Source organism: Streptomyces sp. HM190 (genome assembly GCF_009857135.1).
GTDB classification, from domain to species: Bacteria; Actinomycetota; Actinomycetes; order Streptomycetales; family Streptomycetaceae; genus Streptomyces; species Streptomyces heilongjiangensis.
The window spans coordinates 1,789,027-1,808,283 of record NZ_CP047318.1 but is presented as its reverse complement, the minus strand read 5'-3'; the positions used below and the strand labels follow the sequence as shown (position 1 = coordinate 1,808,283).

16 protein-coding genes are annotated in these 19,257 nt (G+C 73.5%); 12 read left to right on the top strand and 4 right to left on the bottom strand.

Annotated features, from left to right (window positions below; genetic code table 11):
- The first annotated feature begins 194 nt into the window (after nt 1–194).
- Entirely contained in the window at nt 195–1,481 is a 1,287-nt protein-coding gene (locus GSY65_RS07405; RefSeq protein WP_236580190.1) for a hypothetical protein, read from the top strand.
- Nucleotides 1,373–2,302 (top strand): tetratricopeptide repeat protein, encoded by a 930-nt coding sequence (locus GSY65_RS07400; protein ID WP_201452771.1) that lies wholly within the window; start codon nt 1,373–1,375, stop codon nt 2,300–2,302. The genes GSY65_RS07405 and GSY65_RS07400 overlap by 109 nt, the downstream gene beginning before the upstream one ends.
- A gap of 75 nt (nt 2,303–2,377) precedes the next feature.
- On the opposite strand, the gene GSY65_RS07395 is transcribed toward GSY65_RS07400, so the two are convergent.
- Nucleotides 2,378–3,667 carry a DUF1015 domain-containing protein gene (locus GSY65_RS07395; protein ID WP_159766555.1) on the bottom strand — a complete coding sequence of 430 codons (1,290 nt, stop codon included), beginning with the start codon at nt 3,665–3,667 and terminating at the stop codon, nt 2,378–2,380.
- 114 nt (nt 3,668–3,781) lie between these two features.
- Here GSY65_RS07395 and GSY65_RS07390 point away from each other — a divergent pair, with 114 nt between their 5' ends.
- The 4 genes from GSY65_RS07390 to GSY65_RS07375 all read left to right on the top strand — a co-directional run bounded on the left by GSY65_RS07390 (nt 3,782) and on the right by GSY65_RS07375 (nt 7,922).
- The gene (locus GSY65_RS07390) at nt 3,782–4,810 is read left to right on the top strand and encodes an HAD hydrolase-like protein (RefSeq protein WP_159766554.1); all 1,029 of its coding nucleotides are present in this window, start codon (nt 3,782–3,784) and stop codon (nt 4,808–4,810) included.
- Between the two features lie 81 nt (nt 4,811–4,891).
- On the top strand, nt 4,892–5,938 hold the full coding sequence (locus GSY65_RS07385; protein WP_159766553.1) for a FecCD family ABC transporter permease: 1,047 nt from the start codon (nt 4,892–4,894) through the stop codon (nt 5,936–5,938).
- Nucleotides 5,939–5,949: 11 nt separating this feature from the next.
- Nucleotides 5,950–6,999, top strand: coding sequence for a FecCD family ABC transporter permease (locus GSY65_RS07380; protein ID WP_159775687.1), 1,050 nt, complete (start codon nt 5,950–5,952; stop codon nt 6,997–6,999).
- Nucleotides 6,996–7,922: an ABC transporter ATP-binding protein gene (locus GSY65_RS07375; RefSeq protein WP_159766552.1), complete on the top strand. Its 927-nt coding sequence runs from the start codon at nt 6,996–6,998 to the stop codon at nt 7,920–7,922. The genes GSY65_RS07380 and GSY65_RS07375 overlap by 4 nt, the downstream gene beginning before the upstream one ends.
- Here the strand turns inward: GSY65_RS07375 and GSY65_RS07370 are convergent.
- Nucleotides 7,906–8,253: a sterol-binding protein gene (locus GSY65_RS07370; RefSeq protein WP_159766551.1), complete on the bottom strand. Its 348-nt coding sequence runs from the start codon at nt 8,251–8,253 to the stop codon at nt 7,906–7,908. The two genes, GSY65_RS07375 and GSY65_RS07370, sit on opposite strands and share 17 nt — an antisense overlap.
- Before the next feature lie 42 nt (nt 8,254–8,295).
- On the opposite strand from GSY65_RS07370, the gene GSY65_RS07365 reads away from it, so the two are divergent.
- From GSY65_RS07365 to GSY65_RS07340, 6 genes are all read left to right on the top strand, one after another.
- Nucleotides 8,296–8,589, top strand: a complete 294-nt coding sequence (locus GSY65_RS07365) for a hypothetical protein (protein ID WP_159766550.1) — start codon at nt 8,296–8,298, stop codon at nt 8,587–8,589.
- 58 nt (nt 8,590–8,647) lie between these two features.
- The gene (locus GSY65_RS07360) at nt 8,648–9,463 is read left to right on the top strand and encodes a TlyA family RNA methyltransferase (RefSeq protein ID WP_159766549.1); all 816 of its coding nucleotides are present in this window, start codon (nt 8,648–8,650) and stop codon (nt 9,461–9,463) included.
- Nucleotides 9,460–10,365 carry an NAD kinase gene (locus tag GSY65_RS07355; protein ID WP_099965749.1) on the top strand — a complete coding sequence of 302 codons (906 nt, stop codon included), beginning with the start codon at nt 9,460–9,462 and terminating at the stop codon, nt 10,363–10,365. Before GSY65_RS07360 ends, GSY65_RS07355 begins: the two co-directional genes overlap by 4 nt.
- Nucleotides 10,366–10,433: 68 nt before the next feature.
- On the top strand, nt 10,434–12,011 hold the full coding sequence (locus tag GSY65_RS07350; protein WP_159775663.1) for an IS1182 family transposase: 1,578 nt from the start codon (nt 10,434–10,436) through the stop codon (nt 12,009–12,011).
- A 415-nt stretch (nt 12,012–12,426) separates the two neighbouring features.
- Entirely contained in the window at nt 12,427–14,169 is a 1,743-nt protein-coding gene (gene recN, locus GSY65_RS07345) for a DNA repair protein RecN (protein ID WP_201452469.1), read from the top strand.
- A 412-nt stretch (nt 14,170–14,581) separates the two neighbouring features.
- Nucleotides 14,582–15,715 (top strand): glycosyltransferase family 4 protein, encoded by a 1,134-nt coding sequence (locus tag GSY65_RS07340; protein ID WP_159766548.1) that lies wholly within the window; start codon nt 14,582–14,584, stop codon nt 15,713–15,715.
- 56 nt (nt 15,716–15,771) lie between these two features.
- Here the strand turns inward: GSY65_RS07340 and GSY65_RS07335 are convergent, their stop codons facing one another.
- Both GSY65_RS07335 and GSY65_RS07330 read right to left on the bottom strand, forming a co-directional pair.
- On the bottom strand, nt 15,772–17,421 hold the full coding sequence (locus GSY65_RS07335; protein ID WP_159766547.1) for a PucR family transcriptional regulator: 1,650 nt from the start codon (nt 17,419–17,421) through the stop codon (nt 15,772–15,774).
- A gap of 97 nt (nt 17,422–17,518) precedes the next feature.
- On the bottom strand, nt 17,519–18,928 hold the full coding sequence (locus GSY65_RS07330; RefSeq protein ID WP_159766546.1) for an FAD-binding oxidoreductase: 1,410 nt from the start codon (nt 18,926–18,928) through the stop codon (nt 17,519–17,521).
- Nucleotides 18,929–19,257 lie beyond the last annotated feature (329 nt).

Here is a 19,257-nt window from a genome sequence, read left to right as displayed (position 1 = left end):
GGACCCCTGGTCACCAGCGTTCAGCTGGGACCAGGGGTCCTTTTTGTTGTTCCTGAACAAGCACAGCCCGGAGCGCGTCGGCTACCCGGCTGCGCGAGAATGACTTGCGGTACCGAAGACAGGAGTCACCATGTCCACCAACTCTCCCGACGATCGACCGGAGCGCGACCAGCGGCGACGGGACAGTGGTGATCGTGGTGGCTACCGCGGTGGCCCGCGTCGCGACAACGACCGACGCGACAACGACCGCGGTGGCTACGGCCGGCGAGACGACGGACGCGGCGGATTCCGCCGTGGCGATGACCGCAACGACCGCAACGACCGTAACGACCGCGGCGATCGGGGAGACCGAGGCGATCGCGGCGGCTTCCGCCGTGACGACCGTGGCGGCGACCGCAGTGGCGACCGCGGTGGTTTCCGTGGCGGGCGCGACGACCGTCGCGAAGGCGACCGTGGGCCTCGGACCGGCTTCCGTCGCGACGACCGTCCCGGTGCCGGTGGCCCGCGTCGCGACGACCGTCGTGGCGACGACCGCGACCGTGGCTTCCGCCGCGACGGCGACCGTCCGGCCTTCCGCCGTGACGACCGACGCGACGACGACCGAGGCGGCTACGTCCGCCGCGACGACCGCCCTGCCTTCCGCCGTGACGACCGCAGGGACGACCGCAGGGACGACCGCCCCGCCTTCCGTCGCGACGATCGGCGGGACGACCGACGTGACAGCGGTGACCGTGGCGGCTTCCGCCGTGACGACCGCAGGGACGGCGACAGGCCGCCCTTCCGCCGTGACGACCGCCGGGACGACCGTGGTGAGCGGCGTGAGGGTGACCGTCCCTCCTACCGTCGTGACGACGACCGTGGTGGCTTCCGTCGCGATGACCGGCGTGACGACCGTGGTGACAGCCGTGGCGGTGACCGTGGTGGGTTCCGCGGCGGGCGTGACGACCGGGGACGCGACGACCGGGGTGGTCGCCCGCCGTTTCGCCGGGACGACCGCCGTGACGACTTCCGCCGTGACGACCGCAGGGACGGCGACAGGCCGCCCTTCCGCCGTGACGACCGCCGGGACGACCGTGGTGAGCGGCGTGAGGGTGACCGTCCCTCCTACCGTCGTGACGACGACCGTGGTGGCTTCCGTCGCGATGACCGGCGTGACGACCGGCGTGACGACCGTGGTGACAGCCGTGGCGGTGACCGTGGCGGTTTCCGCGGCGGGCGCGACGACCGCGGGCGCGGACCCCGGCGTGACGACCGGGGCGGTCGGCCCGGTGGCTTCCGGGGGCGCGACGACCGTGGGCGTGACGATCGGCGCGGCGGCGGGCGTTTCCGTGACGATCGGGACCGTGACCGGGAGCGCGAGCCCATCAAGCGGCTGCCGATCCCCGAGGACGTCACCGGCGAGGAGATCGACAAGGACGTACGGCAGGAGCTGCAGAGCCTGCCCAAGACGCTCGCGGACGATGTCGCCAGGAACCTGGTGATGGTCGCCCGGCTCATCGACGAGGACCCCGAGGGCGCGTACGACTACTCCAGGGTCGCCCTGCGGCTGGCGTCGCGCGTCGCCGCCGTGCGGGAGGCGGCCGGCTTCGCCGCGTACGCCACCCAGAAGTACAGCGAGGCGCTCGCCGAGTTCCGGGCCGCGCGGCGGATGACCGGCAGCGTGGACCTGTGGCCCGTCATGGCGGACTGCGAGCGAGGGCTCGGGCGGCCCGAGAAGGCGCTCGACATGGCCGGGGCGCCCGAGGTGCACAAGCTGGACAAGGCCGGCCAGGTCGAGATGCGGCTCGTGGCGGCCGGCGCTCGCCGGGACATGGGGCAGCTCGACGCGGCCATCGTGACCCTGCAGAGCCCCGAGCTGGCCTCCCACTCCGTACAGCCGTGGACCGCGCGACTGCGGTACGCGTACGCCGACGCCCTGCTCGCCGCGGGGCGTGAGGGCGAGGCGCGGGAGTGGTTCGCCAAGGCCGTCGAGGCAGACAAGGACGGCAGCACCGACGCCTCCGACCGGCTCGCGGAGATGGACGGCGTCGAGTTCGTCGACGCACTCATCGAGGTCGACGACCAGGACGAGCAGCAGGACGAGCGGCAGGACGTGCGTGAGGACGACGGCGACAGCCTGCCCGTGGAGGACGCCGAGCCTCGTGATCTGACGACGGCCGTGGACGAGGACGTCGTGGCCGTGGAGGAGAACCACACCGTCGCAGACGACACGGACGACGACACGGACGACGACGAGGGCAAGGACGGCGTGGACGCCGAAGGCTCCGCGGGCGGGTCCGGCCGGGAGACCGGCCAGGGCTGACCTCGGTTCGTGGGCACCGGAAGGGGGCGGGATCCCGTTGTGGATCCCGCCCCCTTTCCGTATGCGGGCCGGTGCCTAGAGGTGCAGGGCGCGCAGGACCAGGCCCGAGGCCGGCTTCGGGCCGAACGACGTGGACTTGCGGGGCATGGTGACGCCCTGGCGGGCCAGGTCGCGGACGACCTCCTCGCGGACCGGGTGCATCAGGACGGCCGTGCCGCCGTCGCGTTCCGCCTTCTCGACCGTCGCGGCCGTGTCGTGGATGTACGCGACGTGCGCGGGTGAGTCCTCGGGGATCCGCCAGACATGGCGCAGGAGCGTGGCGTGCAGGACCGTCGCGTCCAGGGTGCGCCAGGCCGGCGGGCGGTCGGCGGGGATCGTACGGGCGAGGAGGTCCGCGTCCGGGCGGTCCACGAGGTGGAAGGCGCCGTCGCCGGCGAGGAGGAACGCGTTGCCGGCGCATGCCGCGTCCGCCAGGACCGCCAGGGCCTCCGGCAGCGGGACGTCCAGGCGCCGTACGCGGAAACGGCCGTCCAGGGCGGTCAGCGCCTCGGATACCGGCAGGCCGTGCAGAAGGCGGTGGATCGCCCTCACCCGCAAGGGGTAGCGGGCCGTGTCCACCAGCAGGACCAGGCCGTAGTCCCAGGGGCTGGGGGAGGGATGCTCGGCGCGCAGGCGCAGATAGGTGGCCCAGCGGTGGTGGCCGTCGGCTATGAGGGCCTGGTGACGGGCGAGATCCGCCTGGATCTCGGTGAGGTCGCCGGGGTCGGTGACCGCCCACAGGCGGTGGTTGAAGCCGTCCTCGGTGGTCGTGGAGAGGAGCGGGGGGCCCTCCACGGTCCGCTCGACCACGGCGGTCGCGCCGGTGGAACCGTTGCCCCGGTAGGTCAGGAGCAGGGGCTCCATGTTGGCGGACGTCGCCCGCATCAGAGCCGCGCGGTCCGCGATGACGTGCGGTATGACGTCCTCGTGGGGGAGGACCACGCCGTCGGCGGGCTCCGAGAGGCGCAGCGCACCGATGAGACCGCGCTGGAGGATGCTGCCGTCAGCCTGCTCGTAGACGTACAGGCCGGGCACGGAGTCGGCGGCCAGGACACCGTCGGCGAGCCAGCGGCGCAGCGTCTCGGCCGCCTGCTCGTTCCTGGCGGCCGGAGTGCCGGCCTGGGGAAGTATCAGGCGGACGATGTTGTACGGGTCGGCGGACTCCAGATGGAGCAGACCGTCCGGCCGCACGACCACGTCGTACGGCGGGGACGTCACCGCGGCCAGGCTGCCGACCCGGTCGGGGTCGTAGCGAAGGCCCCGGAACGGGGTCAGTTCGAGGCCGCTGCGCGCCGGGGTCTCCTCCGCGGGACCTGCGTTCTTCATTGGTGCATCGTATGTGTGTCAGTGCCATGCGCGATGATCGGGGGAAGCGATCGGACCGATGGACGACCGGGTGGGTACGTGCGCGTACCGGTGTCGAGCGAGGAGCGGTGTGCAATGAGCCAGGCAGTCAGGACGCGGCCCGACGGCAGCGGGCAGGCCCTGCACGAGGCGTACGACACGGCGCTGCTCGATCTGGACGGGGTGGTGTACGCGGGCGGGACCGCGATCGCGCACGCCGTCGAGTCCCTCGGTACCGCCCGCGCGGGCGGAATGCACCTCGCGTACGTCACGAACAACGCGCTGCGGACACCGGACGCCGTGGCCGAGCACCTCACCGAACTGGGCATACCGGCCGAGGGCGGTGACGTCATCACGTCGGCGCAGGCCGTGGCCCGGCTGATGAGCGAACAGTTGCCGGCCGGTGCGCGTGTACTCGTCATCGGCGGTGAGGGGCTGCGGGTCGCGCTGCGTGAGCGGGGTCTGGAACCCGTCGAGTCCGCCGACGACGATCCGGCGGCCGTCGTACAGGGGTACGGCGGGCCCGACCTGCCCTGGGGGCGGTTCGCGGAGGCGAGTTACGCCATCGCGCGCGGGCTTCCGTGGTTCGCGTCCAACACCGACCTGACGATCCCGAGCGCGCGGGGCATCGCGCCGGGGAACGGGGCGGCGGTCCAGGTGGTCCGGATCGCCACGGGAGCCGAGCCGCAGGTGGCGGGCAAGCCGCTCCCGCCGATGCACAAGGAGACCATCCTGCGGACCGGCGCCCGGCGGCCGTTGGTGGTCGGCGACCGGCTCGACACGGACATCGAGGGCGCGTTCAACGGCGAGGTCGACTCGCTGCTCGTCCTCACCGGAGTCACCGACGGCGCCCGCCTCCTCGCCGCACCGCCGCAGCACCGGCCCACCTACGTCGACGCCGACCTGCGCGGGCTGCTCACCGGGCAGCCCGAAGTCGCCGCCGACGGCACGGGCTTCGGGTGCGGCGGCTGGACGGCGACCGCCGACAGCGAGCGGCTGCTGCTGGACGGCGAGGGCGAGCCCCTCGACGGACTGCGGGCACTGTGCGCGGCGGCGTGGACGGCGGCAGGCGAGGGCTCCTGCGAGCTGGACGCCGAGAAGGCGCTGGCGCGGCTCGGGTGGTGAGAGGTGCGAGGGCACGGTGATTCCTCACCGGTGTGCGAGGGCAGGATCGAGTCGCAAGGGAGGATAGGCTAACCTAACCGGGTGTTGGTCGAGAGTCCCCCCGAACCGCGCGCGGAGACCGCCCCCGCGCCCCCGAACCGCAGGGCGGCGACGCGTGCCGCCGGCCTCCTCGTATCCGTCGGCCTGCTGACCCTGGTCGCGCTGGCGAGCATCGCGATCGGCGCGAAGGAGCTGTCCCTCGCGCAGGTCTGGCACGGCCTGTTCGCGGACACGGGGACGTACGGCGACGTCGTCGTGGGCGAGCGCGTCTCGCGCACCCTGCTCGGACTGCTCGCCGGTGCCGCGCTCGGCCTGGCCGGGGCCGTCCTCCAGGCGCTCACCCGGAACCCGCTGGCCGACCCGGGCCTGCTCGGCATCAACGCGGGCGCGTCCGCGTCCGTCGTCACCGCCATCACCTACTTCGGCGTCACCTCGCTGACGGGGTACGTGTGGTTCGCGTTCCTCGGGTCGGCGGCCGTCGGGGCACTGGTGTGGTTCCTCGGCGGCAGCCGGGGCGCGACGCCCGTACGGCTCGCGCTGGCCGGTACGGCGATCAGCGCCGCCCTGTACGGCTACCTCCAAGCCGTGATGATCATGGACGGGGCGGCGCTGGCCAAGATGCGCTTCTGGACGGTGGGTTCCCTGGCCTCGGCGACCGGCGAGACGATCGAGCAGGTGCTGCCGTTCCTCGTGGCCGGTACGGTCGTCGCGCTCCTGCTCGCCCGCCCGCTGAACGCGGTGGCCATGGGCGACGACACCGCCCGCGCCCTCGGCGCCGACCTCAACCGCACCAGGGCGCTGTCCATGGCCGCCGCCACCGTGCTGTGCGGGGCCGCCACCGCCGCCTGCGGACCCATCGTGTTCATCGGACTGATGGTCCCGCACGTCGTCCGCTCCTTCACCGGACCCGACCTGCGCTGGATCCTGCCGTACGCGACCGTCCTGTCGCCGGTGCTGCTGCTCGGCGCGGATGTCATCGGCCGCGTGGTGGCCCGGCCCGCGGAACTCCAGGTCGGCATCGTCACCGCCGTCCTCGGCGGGCCGGTCTTCATCTTTCTCGTACGACGGCGGAGGACGGCGCAGCTGTGAAGACGCAGGTCATGAGCAAGCCCGCCGTGCGCAACCGCGCGCTCCGCTCACCCGGCGGCCTCTCGGTGCGCCTCGACGTACGGGCGTTCGTCGTCGTCGTGGTGCTGCTGTTCGCGGCCCTCGCCGCGAGTGTCGTGCTCATCGGCACCGGCGACTTCCCGATCCCCGCCGCCGACGTCGTCAGGACGCTGCTCGGCGACGGCGACCCGAGCCAGGAGCTGATCATCAACGACCTGCGGCTGCCGCGGGTCCTGGTCGGACTGCTCGTCGGGGCCTCGCTCGGGCTGGGCGGGGCGCTGTTCCAGTCCATCTCCCGCAACCCGCTGGGCAGCCCCGACGTCCTCGGCCTCTCGCAGGGCGCCACAGCCGGCGCGCTGGTCGTGATCGTGCTGTTCTCGGGGGACGCCGACCAGGTCGCCCTCGGCGCGCTCGGCGGCGGCCTGTTCACCGGCCTCGCGATCTACCTGCTGGCCTGGAAGCGGGGCGTGCACGGGTACCGGCTGGTGCTCGTCGGCATCGGTGTCTCCGCGGTCGCCACGGCCGTCAACAGCTATCTGATCACCAAGGCCGACATCGTCGACGCGGCCCGCGCGGTCGTGTGGATGACCGGATCGCTCAACGGGCGTGACTGGGAGCAGGTCCGGCCCCTGCTGATCATGTGCGCGATCCTCGTGCCCGTCATCCTCGCCAACGCGCGCGGGCTGCGGATGACGGAGATGGGCGACGACGTGTCGTACGGCCTCGGCGTGCGGGTCGAGCGGGTGCGCATGCTGCTGATGGTGTCCGCCGTCCTGCTCACCGCCGGGGCCACCGCCGCCGCCGGACCCGTCAGCTTCGTCGCCCTCACCGCGCCCCAGCTCGCCAAGCGGCTCACCCGGTCCCCCGGCCCCAACCTGGTGCCCTCGCTGTGCATGGGCGCCACGCTGCTCGTCGTCGCGGACTGGGCCTCCCAGCGGGCGTTCGGCGCCGACCAGCTGCCCGTGGGGGTCGTCACCGGTGTCCTCGGCGGCGTCTATCTGCTGTGGCTGCTGGTCACGGAGCGCAAGGCCGGGCGGATATGAGCCGCCCCGACCCGAACGCGTCGGTGCGGCCGGCGGGCCCGGTGAACGAGAACAACCAGAGGAGCACTGTGAACCGCCTGTCCGCCGAGAACGTCACCCTCGCCTATGACCAGCGGGTCATCGCCGAGCAGCTGTCGGTGGAGATCCCCGACCACTCGTTCACCGTGATCGTCGGCCCCAACGCCTGCGGCAAGTCCACGCTGCTGCGGGCTCTGTCCCGGATGCTGAAGCCGTCCCGGGGGCGGGTGCTCCTCGACGGGCAGGCCATCCAGTCGATGCCCGCGAAGCAGGTCGCGCGGACCCTCGGCCTGCTGCCCCAGTCGTCGATCGCGCCCGACGGCATCACCGTCGGCGACCTGGTCGGCCGCGGACGCTATCCGCACCAAGGGCTGCTGCGGCAGTGGTCGGCGCAGGACGAGCGGGTCGTCCGGGAGTCCATGGAGGCCACCGGCGTCGCCGAGCTGGCCGACCGCTACGTCGACGAGCTCTCCGGCGGGCAGCGCCAGCGGGTGTGGATCGCCATGGCCCTCGCCCAGCAGACCCCGCTGCTGCTCCTCGACGAGCCGACGACCTACCTCGACATCCAGCACCAGATCGACGTGCTCGACCTGTGCGCCGAGCTGCACGAGGAACAGGGCCGCACCCTCGTCGCCGTGCTGCACGACCTCAACCACGCCGCCCGGTACGCCACCCATCTCATCGCCCTGCGCGGCGGCGAGGTCATCGCCGAGGGCGCGCCCGGCGACATCGTCACCGCGGAGCTGGTCGAGGAGGTCTTCGGGCTGCGCTGCCAGGTCATCGACGACCCGGAGACGGGCACACCGCTGGTGGTGCCGGCGGCCCGCAGAGCACGGAGCGGCGCCGAGGGTCGCGCGCGGGCCCGCGGCCGGGAGGCGAAGGCCGTCGCTACAGAAGCTTCCTGAGCTGGAGCAGGTCCCGGAAGCCCGCCTCCAGCTTCACCCGGCCCGAACCCCAGGCCTTGGCGAAGTGCAGGTCCCCGTGGACGAGGGCCACCAGGTCGTCGCCCGTCATGGCGAGGCGGATCTGGGCCTTCTCGGACGGCGGGCCCTGAAGGGTGTCGTGCACCTCGATCCGGCCGTCGCGCATCCGGCCCACGAAGGTGACGTCGAGGTCCCTGATGTGGCAGCTGACCGAACGGTCGAGGGCCGTCGCCTCGCGCACGTGTCCGTCGGCGCCTGCCATGTTGTCCGAGAGTTTCTCGAGCGCCGCGCGGCACTCCTCAATCGTTGCCATCGTGATCGACGGTACCCCAGGGCTTCGGGGTAGCGTCGGGGCATGAACGACTCTGTGTCCGAGGCCACCGCGGGGGAGGAGACGGCCGACGCGGTCGTCGGGGCGGAGGACGACCCCGCCGCCCCGGCCCCGCTGAACGTGGCCCGCACCGCCACCGGCCACCCGGACGTCGACGCCGCCCTCGACCGGCTGGCCGACGCCGACCACCTCGCCACCGACGGGCATGTCGAGGTGTACGAGGAAGCGCACCGGGGGCTGCGCGACGCGCTCACCGCGCTCGACACCCGCCCGGGTCCGCCGGCCCCCTCCCGTCACCCGTCACCGGGCGCCGAATGAGACCCTGTGGATCGCATCATGGTGATCCAGAAGCATGGCACGAGGAGCTGAACCGAACGTGGCAGGTGTGGCACGACGCCGTCTCGACGCCGAGCTGGTCCGGCGGAAGCTCGCGCGGTCGCGTGAGCACGCGAGCCAGCTGATCGCCGCCGGGCGGGTCACGGTCGGCAAGACCGTCGCGACCAAGCCCGCCACCCAGGTGGAGACCGCGGCCGCCATCGTCGTCGCGAGCGACGACGGCGATCCCGAGTACGTGTCCCGAGGGGGCCACAAGCTCGCCGGGGCGCTGGAGGTGTTCGTCCCGGAGGGCCTGGCCGTCAAGGGGCGGCGGGCGCTGGACGCCGGGGCCTCCACCGGCGGCTTCACCGACGTCCTGCTGCGGGCCGGGGCCGCCCACGTCGTCGCCGTCGACGTCGGATACGGACAACTCGCCTGGACTCTGCGCAGCGATGAACGCGTCACCGTCAAGGACCGTACGAACGTACGGGAGTTGACGCTCGAAGCGATCGATGGGGAGCCTGTGGATCTTGTCGTGGGGGATCTGTCCTTCATCCCGCTCGGCCTGGTACTGCCCGCCCTGGTGCGGTGCGTGAAGCCGGACGCCGATCTGGTGATGATGGTCAAGCCGCAGTTCGAGGTGGGGAAGGAGCGGCTGGGCAGCGGAGGAGTCGTGCGGAGCCCGCAACTGCGCGCCGAGGCGGTGTGCGGGGTGGCCCGCCGGGCCGGTGAGCTGGGACTCGGGGTGAAGGGCGTGACGGCGAGTCCGCTGCCCGGACCCTCGGGGAACGTCGAATACTTTCTGTGGCTGCGTGCCGGGGCACCCGCACTGGACCCGGCCGACGTCGACCGAGCAGTTGCGGAGGGGCCGCGGTGACTCTGGACCGAACTCGAACCGTCTTCCTGCTGACCCACACCGGGCGGCCGGCGGCCATCCGCAGCGCGGAACTCGTGGTGAAGGGACTCCTCCACCACGGGCTGGGCGTACGCGTCCTGGAGGCCGAGGCGGAGGACATCCCGCTGCCCGAGGAGGTGGAGCTGGTCAAGGAGGCCACCCCGCAGTGCCTCGACGGGTGCGAGCTGCTCATCGTCCTCGGCGGTGACGGCACCCTGCTGCGCGGAGCGGAGTTCGCCCGTGCCTCCGGGGTGCCGATGCTCGGCGTCAACCTCGGCAGCGTCGGCTTCCTCGCGGAGGCGGAGCGCGACGACCTCGACAAGGTCGTCGACCGCGTCGTGACCAAGGCGTACGAGGTCGAGGAGCGGATGACCGTCGACGTCGTCGTTCACCGGAACGGGGACATCGTCCACACGGACTGGGCGCTCAACGAGGCGGCCGTGCAGAAGGCCGGCGCCGAGAAGCTCCTGGAGGTCGTCCTGGAGATCGACGGCCGGCCGGTGACCGGGTTCGGGTGCGACGGCATCGTGCTGTCCACGCCGACCGGGTCGACCGCGTACGCCTTCTCCGCCGGTGGGCCGGTCGTGTGGCCCGAGGTCGAGGCGCTGCTGATGGTCCCGATCAGCGCCCACGCGCTGTTCGCGAAGCCGCTGGTGACGTCGCCGGACTCGGTGCTCGCGGTGGAGGTGCTGCCGCACATCCCGCCCGGGGTCCTGTGGTGCGACGGACGCCGGACGGTCGAGTTGCCGCCGGGCGCCCGCGTGGAGGTCCGGCGGGGCGCCGTACCGGTACGGCTGGCCCGGCTGCACCACGCCTCGTTCACGGACCGCCTCGTGGCCAAGTTCGCCCTGCCCGTCGCAGGGTGGCGCGGGGCACGGCACTAGAAGGCTCATGAAGATCTTGGGTTCTGGCCCTGCCGTGTCAGCGGCAGGGCCAGACTCGTCATGTGGCGATGGGTGAGTGGGTCGGCGAGACGGTCGGGCCGGACGTGTGGGAGACCTGCCGGGAACTGATTCCGGCGGGGAGTGTGTTCGCGTTCCTGGCCGAGCATCGTGGCGAGCTGTTCCCGGCTGAGATGTTCACGGACATGTACCCGTCGGCGAACGGACGGCCGAGCATGCCGCCGCAGATCCTGGCCGCCGCGATCACCTTGCAGGCCCTGCACGGGCTGTCGGACTTCGAGACGGTGCAGGAACTGCGGTGCGACCTGCGGTGGAAGGCCGCATGCGGGCTGGGACTTCACGACATGGCGTTCGATCCGTCGCTGCTGGCCTACTTCCGCCGCCGGCTGGCCCGTTCCGCCCGCCCGAACCGGATCTTCGAGGCCGTGCGCGAGGTCGTGAAGGCCACCGGCGTCCTCAAGGGCAGGCACCGCCGGGCGCTGGACTCCACCGTGCTGGACGACGCGGTCGCCACCCAGGACACCGTCACCCAGATCATCGCCGCCGTCCGCGCGGTGATCCGCGAGGTCCCCGGCGCCGAAGCGGTCGCCTCTGCGCGATGCACCGCGCACGACTACACCGGCCCGGGCAAGCCCCGCATCGCCTGGAACGACGAGCAGGCCCGCGCCGAGCTGGTCGACGCACTGGTCACAGATGCCCTGCGGCTGCTGGGCCACCTGCCCGACCAGCAGCTCGGCGACAAAGCCGCGAACGCGGTGGGCATCCTGGCCCTGGTCGCCGGCCAGGACGTCGAGCCCGCCGAGGACTCCGACGGCCGCGACGGACGCTGGCGCATCACCCAAGGCACCGCCCCGAACCGGATGGTCTCCACCGCCGATCCGGAAGCCCGGCACGTGCACAAGACCCGCTCCCACCGGCAGGACGGCTTCAAGGCCCACCTGGCCGTCGAGCCCGAGACCGGCTTGTACACCGCCGTCGCCCTGCGGCCCGGCGCCGGGCCCGAACACCACGAGGCCGCCGTCGGACTGGACCTGCTTGCCGAGGAGGACACACCGGTGGACGCCTTCGGTGATACCGCCTACTCCACCGGCGACGCCCGCCAGGCCCTGCACCGGGCAGGGCACCGGCTGTTCCTCAAGCCCGCACCGCTGCGGCCCGCCGTCCCCGGCGGCTTCACCCTCGACGACTTCGCCATCGACACCACCACCGCCACCGTGACCTGCCCGGCCGGACACACCGTGGCCCTGTCCGACCCCGGCGGGCAGCACCGCCAACGCAAAGCCATCTTCGGCAACTTATGCACCGGCTGCCACCTGCGCGAGCAGTGCACCAAAGCCAGGGCCGGACGCATCCTGACCATCCGCCCGCACCACGACCTCCAGACAGCCGCCCGCCACCAGGCCACCGACCCCGCCCGGCAGGCCGACTACCGCCGCTGGCGGCCACCGGTCGAACGCGCCGTCGCCTGGCTCGTCCACCACGGCAACCGGCGCCTGCGCTACCGCGGCACCATCAAGAACGACACCTGGCTCCACACCCGGGCCGCCGCCCTCAACCTCCGCCGACTGATCAACCTCGGACTCACCCACACCAGTGGCACCTGGCACATCGCACCAGCCGGTACATGACCGGAGGGCTGTCCGGCCTGACGGCCGGACAGCCCCTCACCAAGATCTTCATCAGCCTTCTAGGGCGTGTTTCGAGCATAGCGTCGTCTGCCCGAAGGGCAGGCCCGGCGGCGTGCCGTGCGTGCGCTCGCACGGCGGAGGGTCGCCCCGATACCGGTGGTATCGGGGCGGTCCCGACAACGTGGCGAACGTGCGTGCCGGACGCCACCGGGCAGACGGGACTTTCGAAACACGCCCAGGGGCGCAGAGGGTGGCGGGCGGCTCCGCGCGGTCGGTCGGTGCGGTCGGAGTCGCTCGCGCGGCGTCCGGCGCCCCATAGCGGGACCGGGGCGCTCGCGGGGTCACGGGGCGCCTTGTACCTCCCCGGAGTGACATCGGGGACGGGGGGCGTCGCACTTCCCTCCCTCGACCTCGTATGGTCTTGTCCGTGTTGGAGGAGATGCGGATACGGTCGCTCGGAGTCATCGACGACGCGGTCGTGGAGCTGTCACCCGGCTTCACCGCCGTGACGGGCGAGACGGGCGCGGGCAAGACCATGGTCGTCACCAGTCTCGGGCTGCTGCTCGGGGGCCGGGCGGACCCGGCGCTCGTGCGGATCGGCGCGAAGAACGCGGTCGTCGAGGGCCGGATCGCCGTGCCCGACGGCGCCTCGGCGGTCGTCCGGGCCGAGGAGGCCGGGGCCGAGCTCGACGACGGGGCGCTGCTGATCAGCCGTACCGTTTCCGCCGAGGGACGGTCGCGTGCGCACCTCGGCGGCAGGTCCGTACCCGTGGGTGTCCTCGCGGAGCTGGCGGACGAACTGGTGGCCGTGCACGGGCAGACCGACCAGCAGGGCCTGCTGAAGCTGTCCCGGCAGCGGGCGGCCCTCGACCGGTACGCGGGGGACGCGGTGGCCGTGCCGCTCGCCAAGTACGGCGAGGCGTACCGGCGGCTGCGGGCCGTCGCCGTCGAACTCGACGAGATCGTCACCCGTGCGCGTGAGCGGGCCCAGGAGGCCGACCTGCTGCGCTACGGGCTCGACGAGATCGCCGCCGTCGAGCCGCGTGCCGGCGAGGACGTGGAGCTGGCCGAGGAGGCCGAGCGGCTCGGGCACGCGGAGGCGCTGGCGTCCGCCGCGACGGCCGCGCACGCCGCGCTCGCGGGCAACCCCGAGGACCCCGAGGGCGTGGACGCCTCCACGCTCGTCGCGGGCGCCCACCGGGCGCTGGAGGCCGTGCGCTCGCACGACCCGGCGCTGGCCGCGCTCGCCGACCGGATCGGCGAGATCGGCATCCTGCTCGGCGACGTCGCGGGCGAGCTGGCGGGATACGCCGACGACCTGGACGCCGACCCGCTGCGGCTCGCGGCCGTGGAGGAGCGGCGGGCCGCCCTGACCGCCCTCACCCGCAAGTACGGCGAGGACATCGCCTCCGTGCTCGCCTGGGCCGAGCAGGGCGCCCAGCGGCTCACCGAACTCGACGGCGACGACGAACGCATCGAGGAGCTGACCGCCGAGCGGGACGCGCTGCGCGGCGAACTGGGCGGTCTCGCGCAGGCCCTGACGGACGCCCGGCAGGAGGCAGCGGAGCGGTTCGCCGCCGCCGTGACCGCCGAGCTGGGCTCGCTCGCCATGCCGCACGCGCGCGTGTCGTTCGAGATCCGCCAGACCGAGGACCCCGAGGGCGTCGAGGTCGGTGGCCGCACGGTCGCCTACGGGCCGTCCGGTGTCGACGAGGTGGAGCTGTTGCTCGCTCCCCACCCGGGGGCGCCGCCGCGGCCCATCGCCAAGGGCGCCTCGGGCGGTGAGCTGTCGCGGGTCATGCTCGCCGTCGAGGTCGTGTTCGCCGGTACGGACCCCGTGCCGACGTACCTCTTCGACGAGGTCGACGCCGGTGTCGGCGGCAAGGCGGCCGTGGAGATCGGCCGCCGGCTCGCTCGGCTCGCCCGGTCGGCGCAGGTCGTCGTCGTCACGCACCTGCCGCAGGTCGCCGCCTTCGCCGACCGGCAGCTGCTGGTGGAGAAGACCAACGACGGCTCGGTGACCCGGTCCGGCGTCAAGGTCCTGGAGGGCGAGGACCGGGTGCGGGAGCTGTCACGCATGCTCGCCGGCCAGGAGGACTCCGAGACGGCCCGCGCACACGCCGAGGAACTCCTGGCGGCGGCCCGCGCGGACGCCTGAGCCACGTCCGGGCCGCCCGCGCTCGCCCTCGCGCCGCCCGGCGCGCTCCGTGAGGAGCCCGCCGGGGGGCGCACGGGTGGGGCGACGGCGGCACGGGTCGGCGGAACGTCTCGTACCGGAGTGCGGAACGCCCCGCGCAGCACCGGGGCGGAAGGGGCGCAGAGTGGCCCCGGCGTGCGAGAGTTCACTCGTGTGAGTGATGCTGGGCGTCGCGTTGCCCACAGCCGCGCCGCTCGCGTGGTCCGTCGGTCCCGGAACACCCGTACGGCCTGGCATCCTTGGACAGGTACGACGTAGCCAGACGTGCTACGCAGACCACGCAGAAGGGGCCTCGCGCGGTCCACCCTCGCCGCTCGATCCTTCTGTACGTTTCTTCGTGACCGTCCGACCCCGAACCAGGAGCCCCGGCCACGTGAGCCACGTGAGCAGCCACTCACCGCACGGCCAGTCGCCGCTGCGAACCGTGCAAGTGCTCGGCGGCGGCAGCGCGGTGAGCAGCGCGCATGTGCGGTCGCTGACCTCGGGACTCGTCGCCCGCGGGGTACGGGTCACCGTGTGCGCCCCCCACGAGACCGACGGCGTCCACGACTTCACCGGCGTCGGCGCCCGCCACGTCCATGTGCCTCGCAGCAGCGACCCCGCCTCGGTGGCCATCCTGCGCAACGTCTGCGCGGACGCCGACCTGGTCCACGCGCACGGCCTCCACGCAGGCTTCCGCGCCACCCTCGCGCTCGGCGGGCGGCGCACCCCGCTCGTGGTCACCTGGCACACCCGGCCCTACGCCGAGGGCGCGCGGGCCCACCTGCTGCGGCTGCTGGAGCGGCGAGTCGCCAAGGCCGCGGCCGTGGTGCTCGGGACGTCCTCCGAACTCGTCGACCGCGCCCGCCGCCGGGGCGCCCGTGACGCCCGGCTCGCCGCCGTCTCCGTACCCGTGCTCCGCCGGAACGGCGACGACGACACCGACCGGCACCGCTCCAAGACCCGGGCCGAACTCGGCGCGACCGACCGGCCGTTGCTCATGGCCGCCGGCTCTCTCGACCGGCACCGGGGCTACGACACGCTGCTCGACGCGGCCCGGGAGTGGCGGGGGCTCGACCCCGAGCCGCTCGTCGTGATCGTGGGCGAGGGGCCGCAGTGGAGCGCCTTCCAGCGGCGTATCGAGGGCGAGGGGCTGCCCGTTCGGCTCGTCGGGCAGTGCGACGACATCGGCGAACTGGTCGCGGCCGCCGACCTGGCGCTGCTGCCCGGCGGACCCGAGGCGCGCTCGGTCCTCGCCCAGGAGGCGCTGCACGCGCGCGTACCGCTCGTCGCGGCCGCGGCCGGATCGGTGCCCGAACTCGTGGGCGACGCCGCCGTGCTCGTCCCGTTCGGGGACGCCGGGGCCTTCGCCGAGGCCGTGCTGCGCCTGCTGAAGGACCCCGGGCTCCAGGACGAGCTGCGCGACAGGGGCACCCGGCAGGCCGCGACCTGGCCGACCGAGGACGAGACGGTGGCCCAGGTGCTCAGCGTCTACGACGAGTTGACCGACCTGCGGCCCCTGATGTGACGCCCCGCGCGCGTGTCCGGGGGCGCGCGTGTCCGGGGCCCTGACGCCGGCGTGCGCTACGGCACGAGTCTGCGGGCCCTGAGCGCCAGGCTCAGGGCCAGGACCGTCTGCGGGTCGTCGAGGTCCGTGCCGAGCAGCTCGCCGATGCGGGCGAGGCGGTTGTAGAGGGTCTGCCGGTTCAGATGCAGCTCGCGGGCCGTCTCCGCCTTGCGGCCGGCGTGGGCGAGGTACGTCTGCAGGGTCGGCAGCAGCGGCGGCCGGGAGCGGCTGTCGTGGTCGAGGAGGGGCCCGAGCGCGCGGTCCACGAAGGCGGCCAGGTCGGGATGGTCGCGCAGCCGCCACAGCAGCAGGTCGATGTCCAGGCGCCGGGCGTCGTACCAGAGGCGGTCGCCCAGCCCCTGCGCGGCCGTCGCCGTCTCCGCCGCGTGCCTGAGCCCCGCCGAGGCGGCCGCCCAGCCGCCGGGCACCCCGACCACCACCACGGGCGGCCGGCCGCCCGGCCGCCGCATCCCGGCCCGCTCCACGCCCGCCCGCAGCGCCGCCGCCACCTTGTCCGCCACCGCCGGACGCTCCGCCTCCTCCCGCAGGCCCACCAGCAGGGGAACGCGGCCCTCGACCGGCCGGACCCCCAGCAGGACGGGGACCCCCACCAGGGTCAGCTCCTCGCCGACCGCGCGGGCCAGCACCGCCCAGCCACCGCCCGGCGACAGGCCGTCGGCGAGTTTCATCACCACCGGCAGCAGCGGCCCGCCACCCGGTCGGAAACCCAGCACCCGGGCCTGGGCGGGGGCGTCCTCCGCCGCGACACGGCCCTCGGCGAGGTCGGTGAGGAAGTCGCCGCGCCCGCGCGCCGCCAGCTCCTCCTCCTGGCGGGCCTGCATCAGGACGACGGCGAGGACGCCGGCCGCCCGCTCGGCGGCCATACGGTGCACCGGGGCCAGCGGCGCGACCACGGGCAGGAGGACCAGCCGGGCCCGTACCGAGCCCGTGCCCGGTCCGCCGCCCGGTACGTCGACGATGGTCGTCCCGGCCGGCGGCTCGTCCTGGTGCCGGTCCCGCAGCCCCTCCCACACCTGGAGCGGATCGGTGTCGGCGGGCCCGGCCCCGGCGGCGTACAGGAGCCGGCCGTCGGCGGTCTCCAGGAAGACCGGGTTGCCGCTGAAGTCGGCCAGGATGCCGAGGACCTGGGGCACCCCACCGCCGCCGAGCAGCGCCTCGGTGCAGCGGCGGTGGACCTCCTCGGCCTGCTGGAGGAGCGCGTAGTGGCCGTTGACGATCTCGGTGTGGATCTCCTCGGTGACCGTCACGAACGCCACCTCGCGGTGCAGCTGGACCAGCGGGAGACCGGCCGAGCGCGCGGTCTCCACCAGGGCCGGGGGCAGGCGCGTGAACCGCGGGCCCAGCTCGACGACGAGCGCCGCGATACCGCGCTCGGCCAGCGTCCGCACGAACGCCCGCTGGTCGGCGGGGCGTGTGCCGAGCCCGTAGCCCGTGGTCAGCAGCAGCTCGCCGCCCTTGAGGAGCGAGGCGATGTTGGGGACCTCGCCCGCGTGCACCCAGCGCACGGTGCGGTCCAGCCGGTCGGCGCCGGCCAGGACCTCCGGCAGCCCGCCGCGCAACCCGGGCAGCTCCAGCGCCCGCCGCACGGTGATACCGCCCGGTACCTCACGACCGTCGGCGGGCGGGCGGCTGTCACGGGTGTCCATGGACCGGACGGTACCCGTGCACGGCCCGACCGGGCATCTTCGCGCCGGAAGCCGCTCTCGGGAGCGCCCGCCGGGGGAGCGCGCGGCGGGGGCGCTTTCAGTGGGTGACGGGTCGGCCCCTCGGGTCGCGCGGCGGGATGTTGTGGTTGAAGCGGAAGACGTTGTCGGGGTCGTACTCGGCCTTCACCGCCATCAGCCGCCGGGCGTTCCGGGCGCCCAGACCCGCCAGGACCCGGCCCTCGCCCTCGTCGCCGATGAAGTTCAGATAGACCGCGCCGGTGCTCCACGGCCGGACCTGCTCGCGGACGTCCCGGACCCACCGGATGGTCCGCTCGTCGTCCGCCGGGTCCTGCCAGACGCCGAAGGGGTGCACGGCCCATGGGGCGTCCCGGTACGGCACCGGGTACTCGGCGGGCCCGTCGGCGACCGCGCCGCCATAGGGGAAGAGGATGTGCTGCGAGTTGGTCGGCACCGGCATCGACCGGGCCTGGGCGCAGAAGACGTCGACCACGTCGTCCGGCAGGCCGGTCAGGTACTCAGCCGACCAGTAGTTCCGCAGACCGGGCGGGTCGTCGATCATGCACTGCACGTCCGCGTACGGCATCGTGCCGACGACCTCGGCCCCGTGCGGCAGGGCCAGCAGGGGCTGGGCGATCTTGCGCATGTCGTCCTCGGTGCCGACGTAGGTCAGGAGCGTCCCGCACACCAGCCTGCCCACCATGTGCGCGGGGACGAACTCCTCGGGCGGGCCGGTGAAGTACAGGACGCCCCCGCCGGCCTCGCGCGGGCCGTTCTCGACGACCTCGCGGAAGACGCGGACGACCTCCGGGCCGTGCTCCGGTTCGTACAGCAGCAGGGCGATCGAGAAGGCGGGCAGCTCGTGCAGACGCAGGGTGAGGGCGGTGGCGACGCCGAAGTTGCCGCCGCCGCCGTGCAGGGCCCAGAACAGCTCCGGGTTCTCCTCGGCGGTCACGTGGACCGTGCGGCCGTCGGCGGTCACCAGTTCCACGCCGAGGAGGTTGTCGACGGCGAGACCGAAGGCCCGTTCCAGCCAGCCGCTGCCGCCGCCGAGGACGAAGCCGCCGACGCCGGTGGTCGAGGCCCGGCCGCCGGTGGTGGCGAGACCGTACGGCTCGGTGGCCCGGTCGAGGTGGCTCATGGTGGCGCCGCCCTCGACACGGACGCTGCGCGCGGCGGGGTCGACCTTGACGGCGTGCATCCGGCGCAGGTCGACGACCAGGCCGTTGTCGTTGACGGCCGACCCGGCGACGCTGTGGCCGCCGCCGCGCACCGCGATGTTGAGGTCGAGGTCGCGGCCGAAGCGCACGGCCCGGACGACATCGGTCGGGTTCTCGCACTGGGCGATCACTGCTGGATGCCGGTCGATCATCCCGTTGAACACCGCCCGGGCGTCGTCGTACCCGGGGTCCCCCGGGGCGAGCACCTCGCCGGTCAGATCCTCGCGGAGTTCGATCAGCGCCGTGTGTGCCTTGGAAAGGGGAGCCATGACCGGCCCCTTTCAGCCAGGGGACAGGACTTCTTCCAGGCTAGTGCCGTGACCGGAAAGGTTCACCGGCTCGCGCCGCCCGGCACGGCTCCCCCACTCTCGGCGTCGCTCGAGCGGGAGGGCCGCGCCGCGGCGTTGTCGCATGACCCGCGTACATCCGGTACGCGGGTCATGCTCCGCCGTGCGCGGCACCGCACCGGACGCCGCGAGCTTTCCGGCGAACCTTGCCGGTCACGGCACTGGGCCGGTACGCCCGTTCGGTCCTGCTCGACTGAGAGGGCGCCCTCCGGGGTGGTCGCGAGCCCCGAACCAGGCGCAAGCGCTTGCTG

Excerpts from the sequence above, each read along its gene's own strand:
- GSY65_RS07395 (WP_159766555.1), bottom strand. The coding sequence starts at position 3,667 with ATGAAGAACGCAGGTCCCGCGGAGGAGACCCCGGCGCGCAGCGGCCTC.
- GSY65_RS07390 (WP_159766554.1), top strand. The coding sequence starts at position 3,782 with ATGAGCCAGGCAGTCAGGACGCGGCCCGACGGCAGCGGGCAGGCCCTG.
- GSY65_RS07380 (WP_159775687.1), top strand. The coding sequence starts at position 5,950 with ATGAGCAAGCCCGCCGTGCGCAACCGCGCGCTCCGCTCACCCGGCGGC.
- GSY65_RS07375 (WP_159766552.1), top strand. The coding sequence starts at position 6,996 with ATGAGCCGCCCCGACCCGAACGCGTCGGTGCGGCCGGCGGGCCCGGTG.
- GSY65_RS07370 (WP_159766551.1), bottom strand. The coding sequence starts at position 8,253 with ATGGCAACGATTGAGGAGTGCCGCGCGGCGCTCGAGAAACTCTCGGAC.
- GSY65_RS07365 (WP_159766550.1), top strand. The coding sequence starts at position 8,296 with ATGAACGACTCTGTGTCCGAGGCCACCGCGGGGGAGGAGACGGCCGAC.
- GSY65_RS07350 (WP_159775663.1), top strand. The coding sequence starts at position 10,434 with ATGGGTGAGTGGGTCGGCGAGACGGTCGGGCCGGACGTGTGGGAGACC.
- recN (WP_201452469.1), top strand. The coding sequence starts at position 12,427 with ATGGTCTTGTCCGTGTTGGAGGAGATGCGGATACGGTCGCTCGGAGTC.
- GSY65_RS07335 (WP_159766547.1), bottom strand. The coding sequence starts at position 17,421 with ATGGACACCCGTGACAGCCGCCCGCCCGCCGACGGTCGTGAGGTACCG.
- GSY65_RS07330 (WP_159766546.1), bottom strand. The coding sequence starts at position 18,928 with ATGGCTCCCCTTTCCAAGGCACACACGGCGCTGATCGAACTCCGCGAG.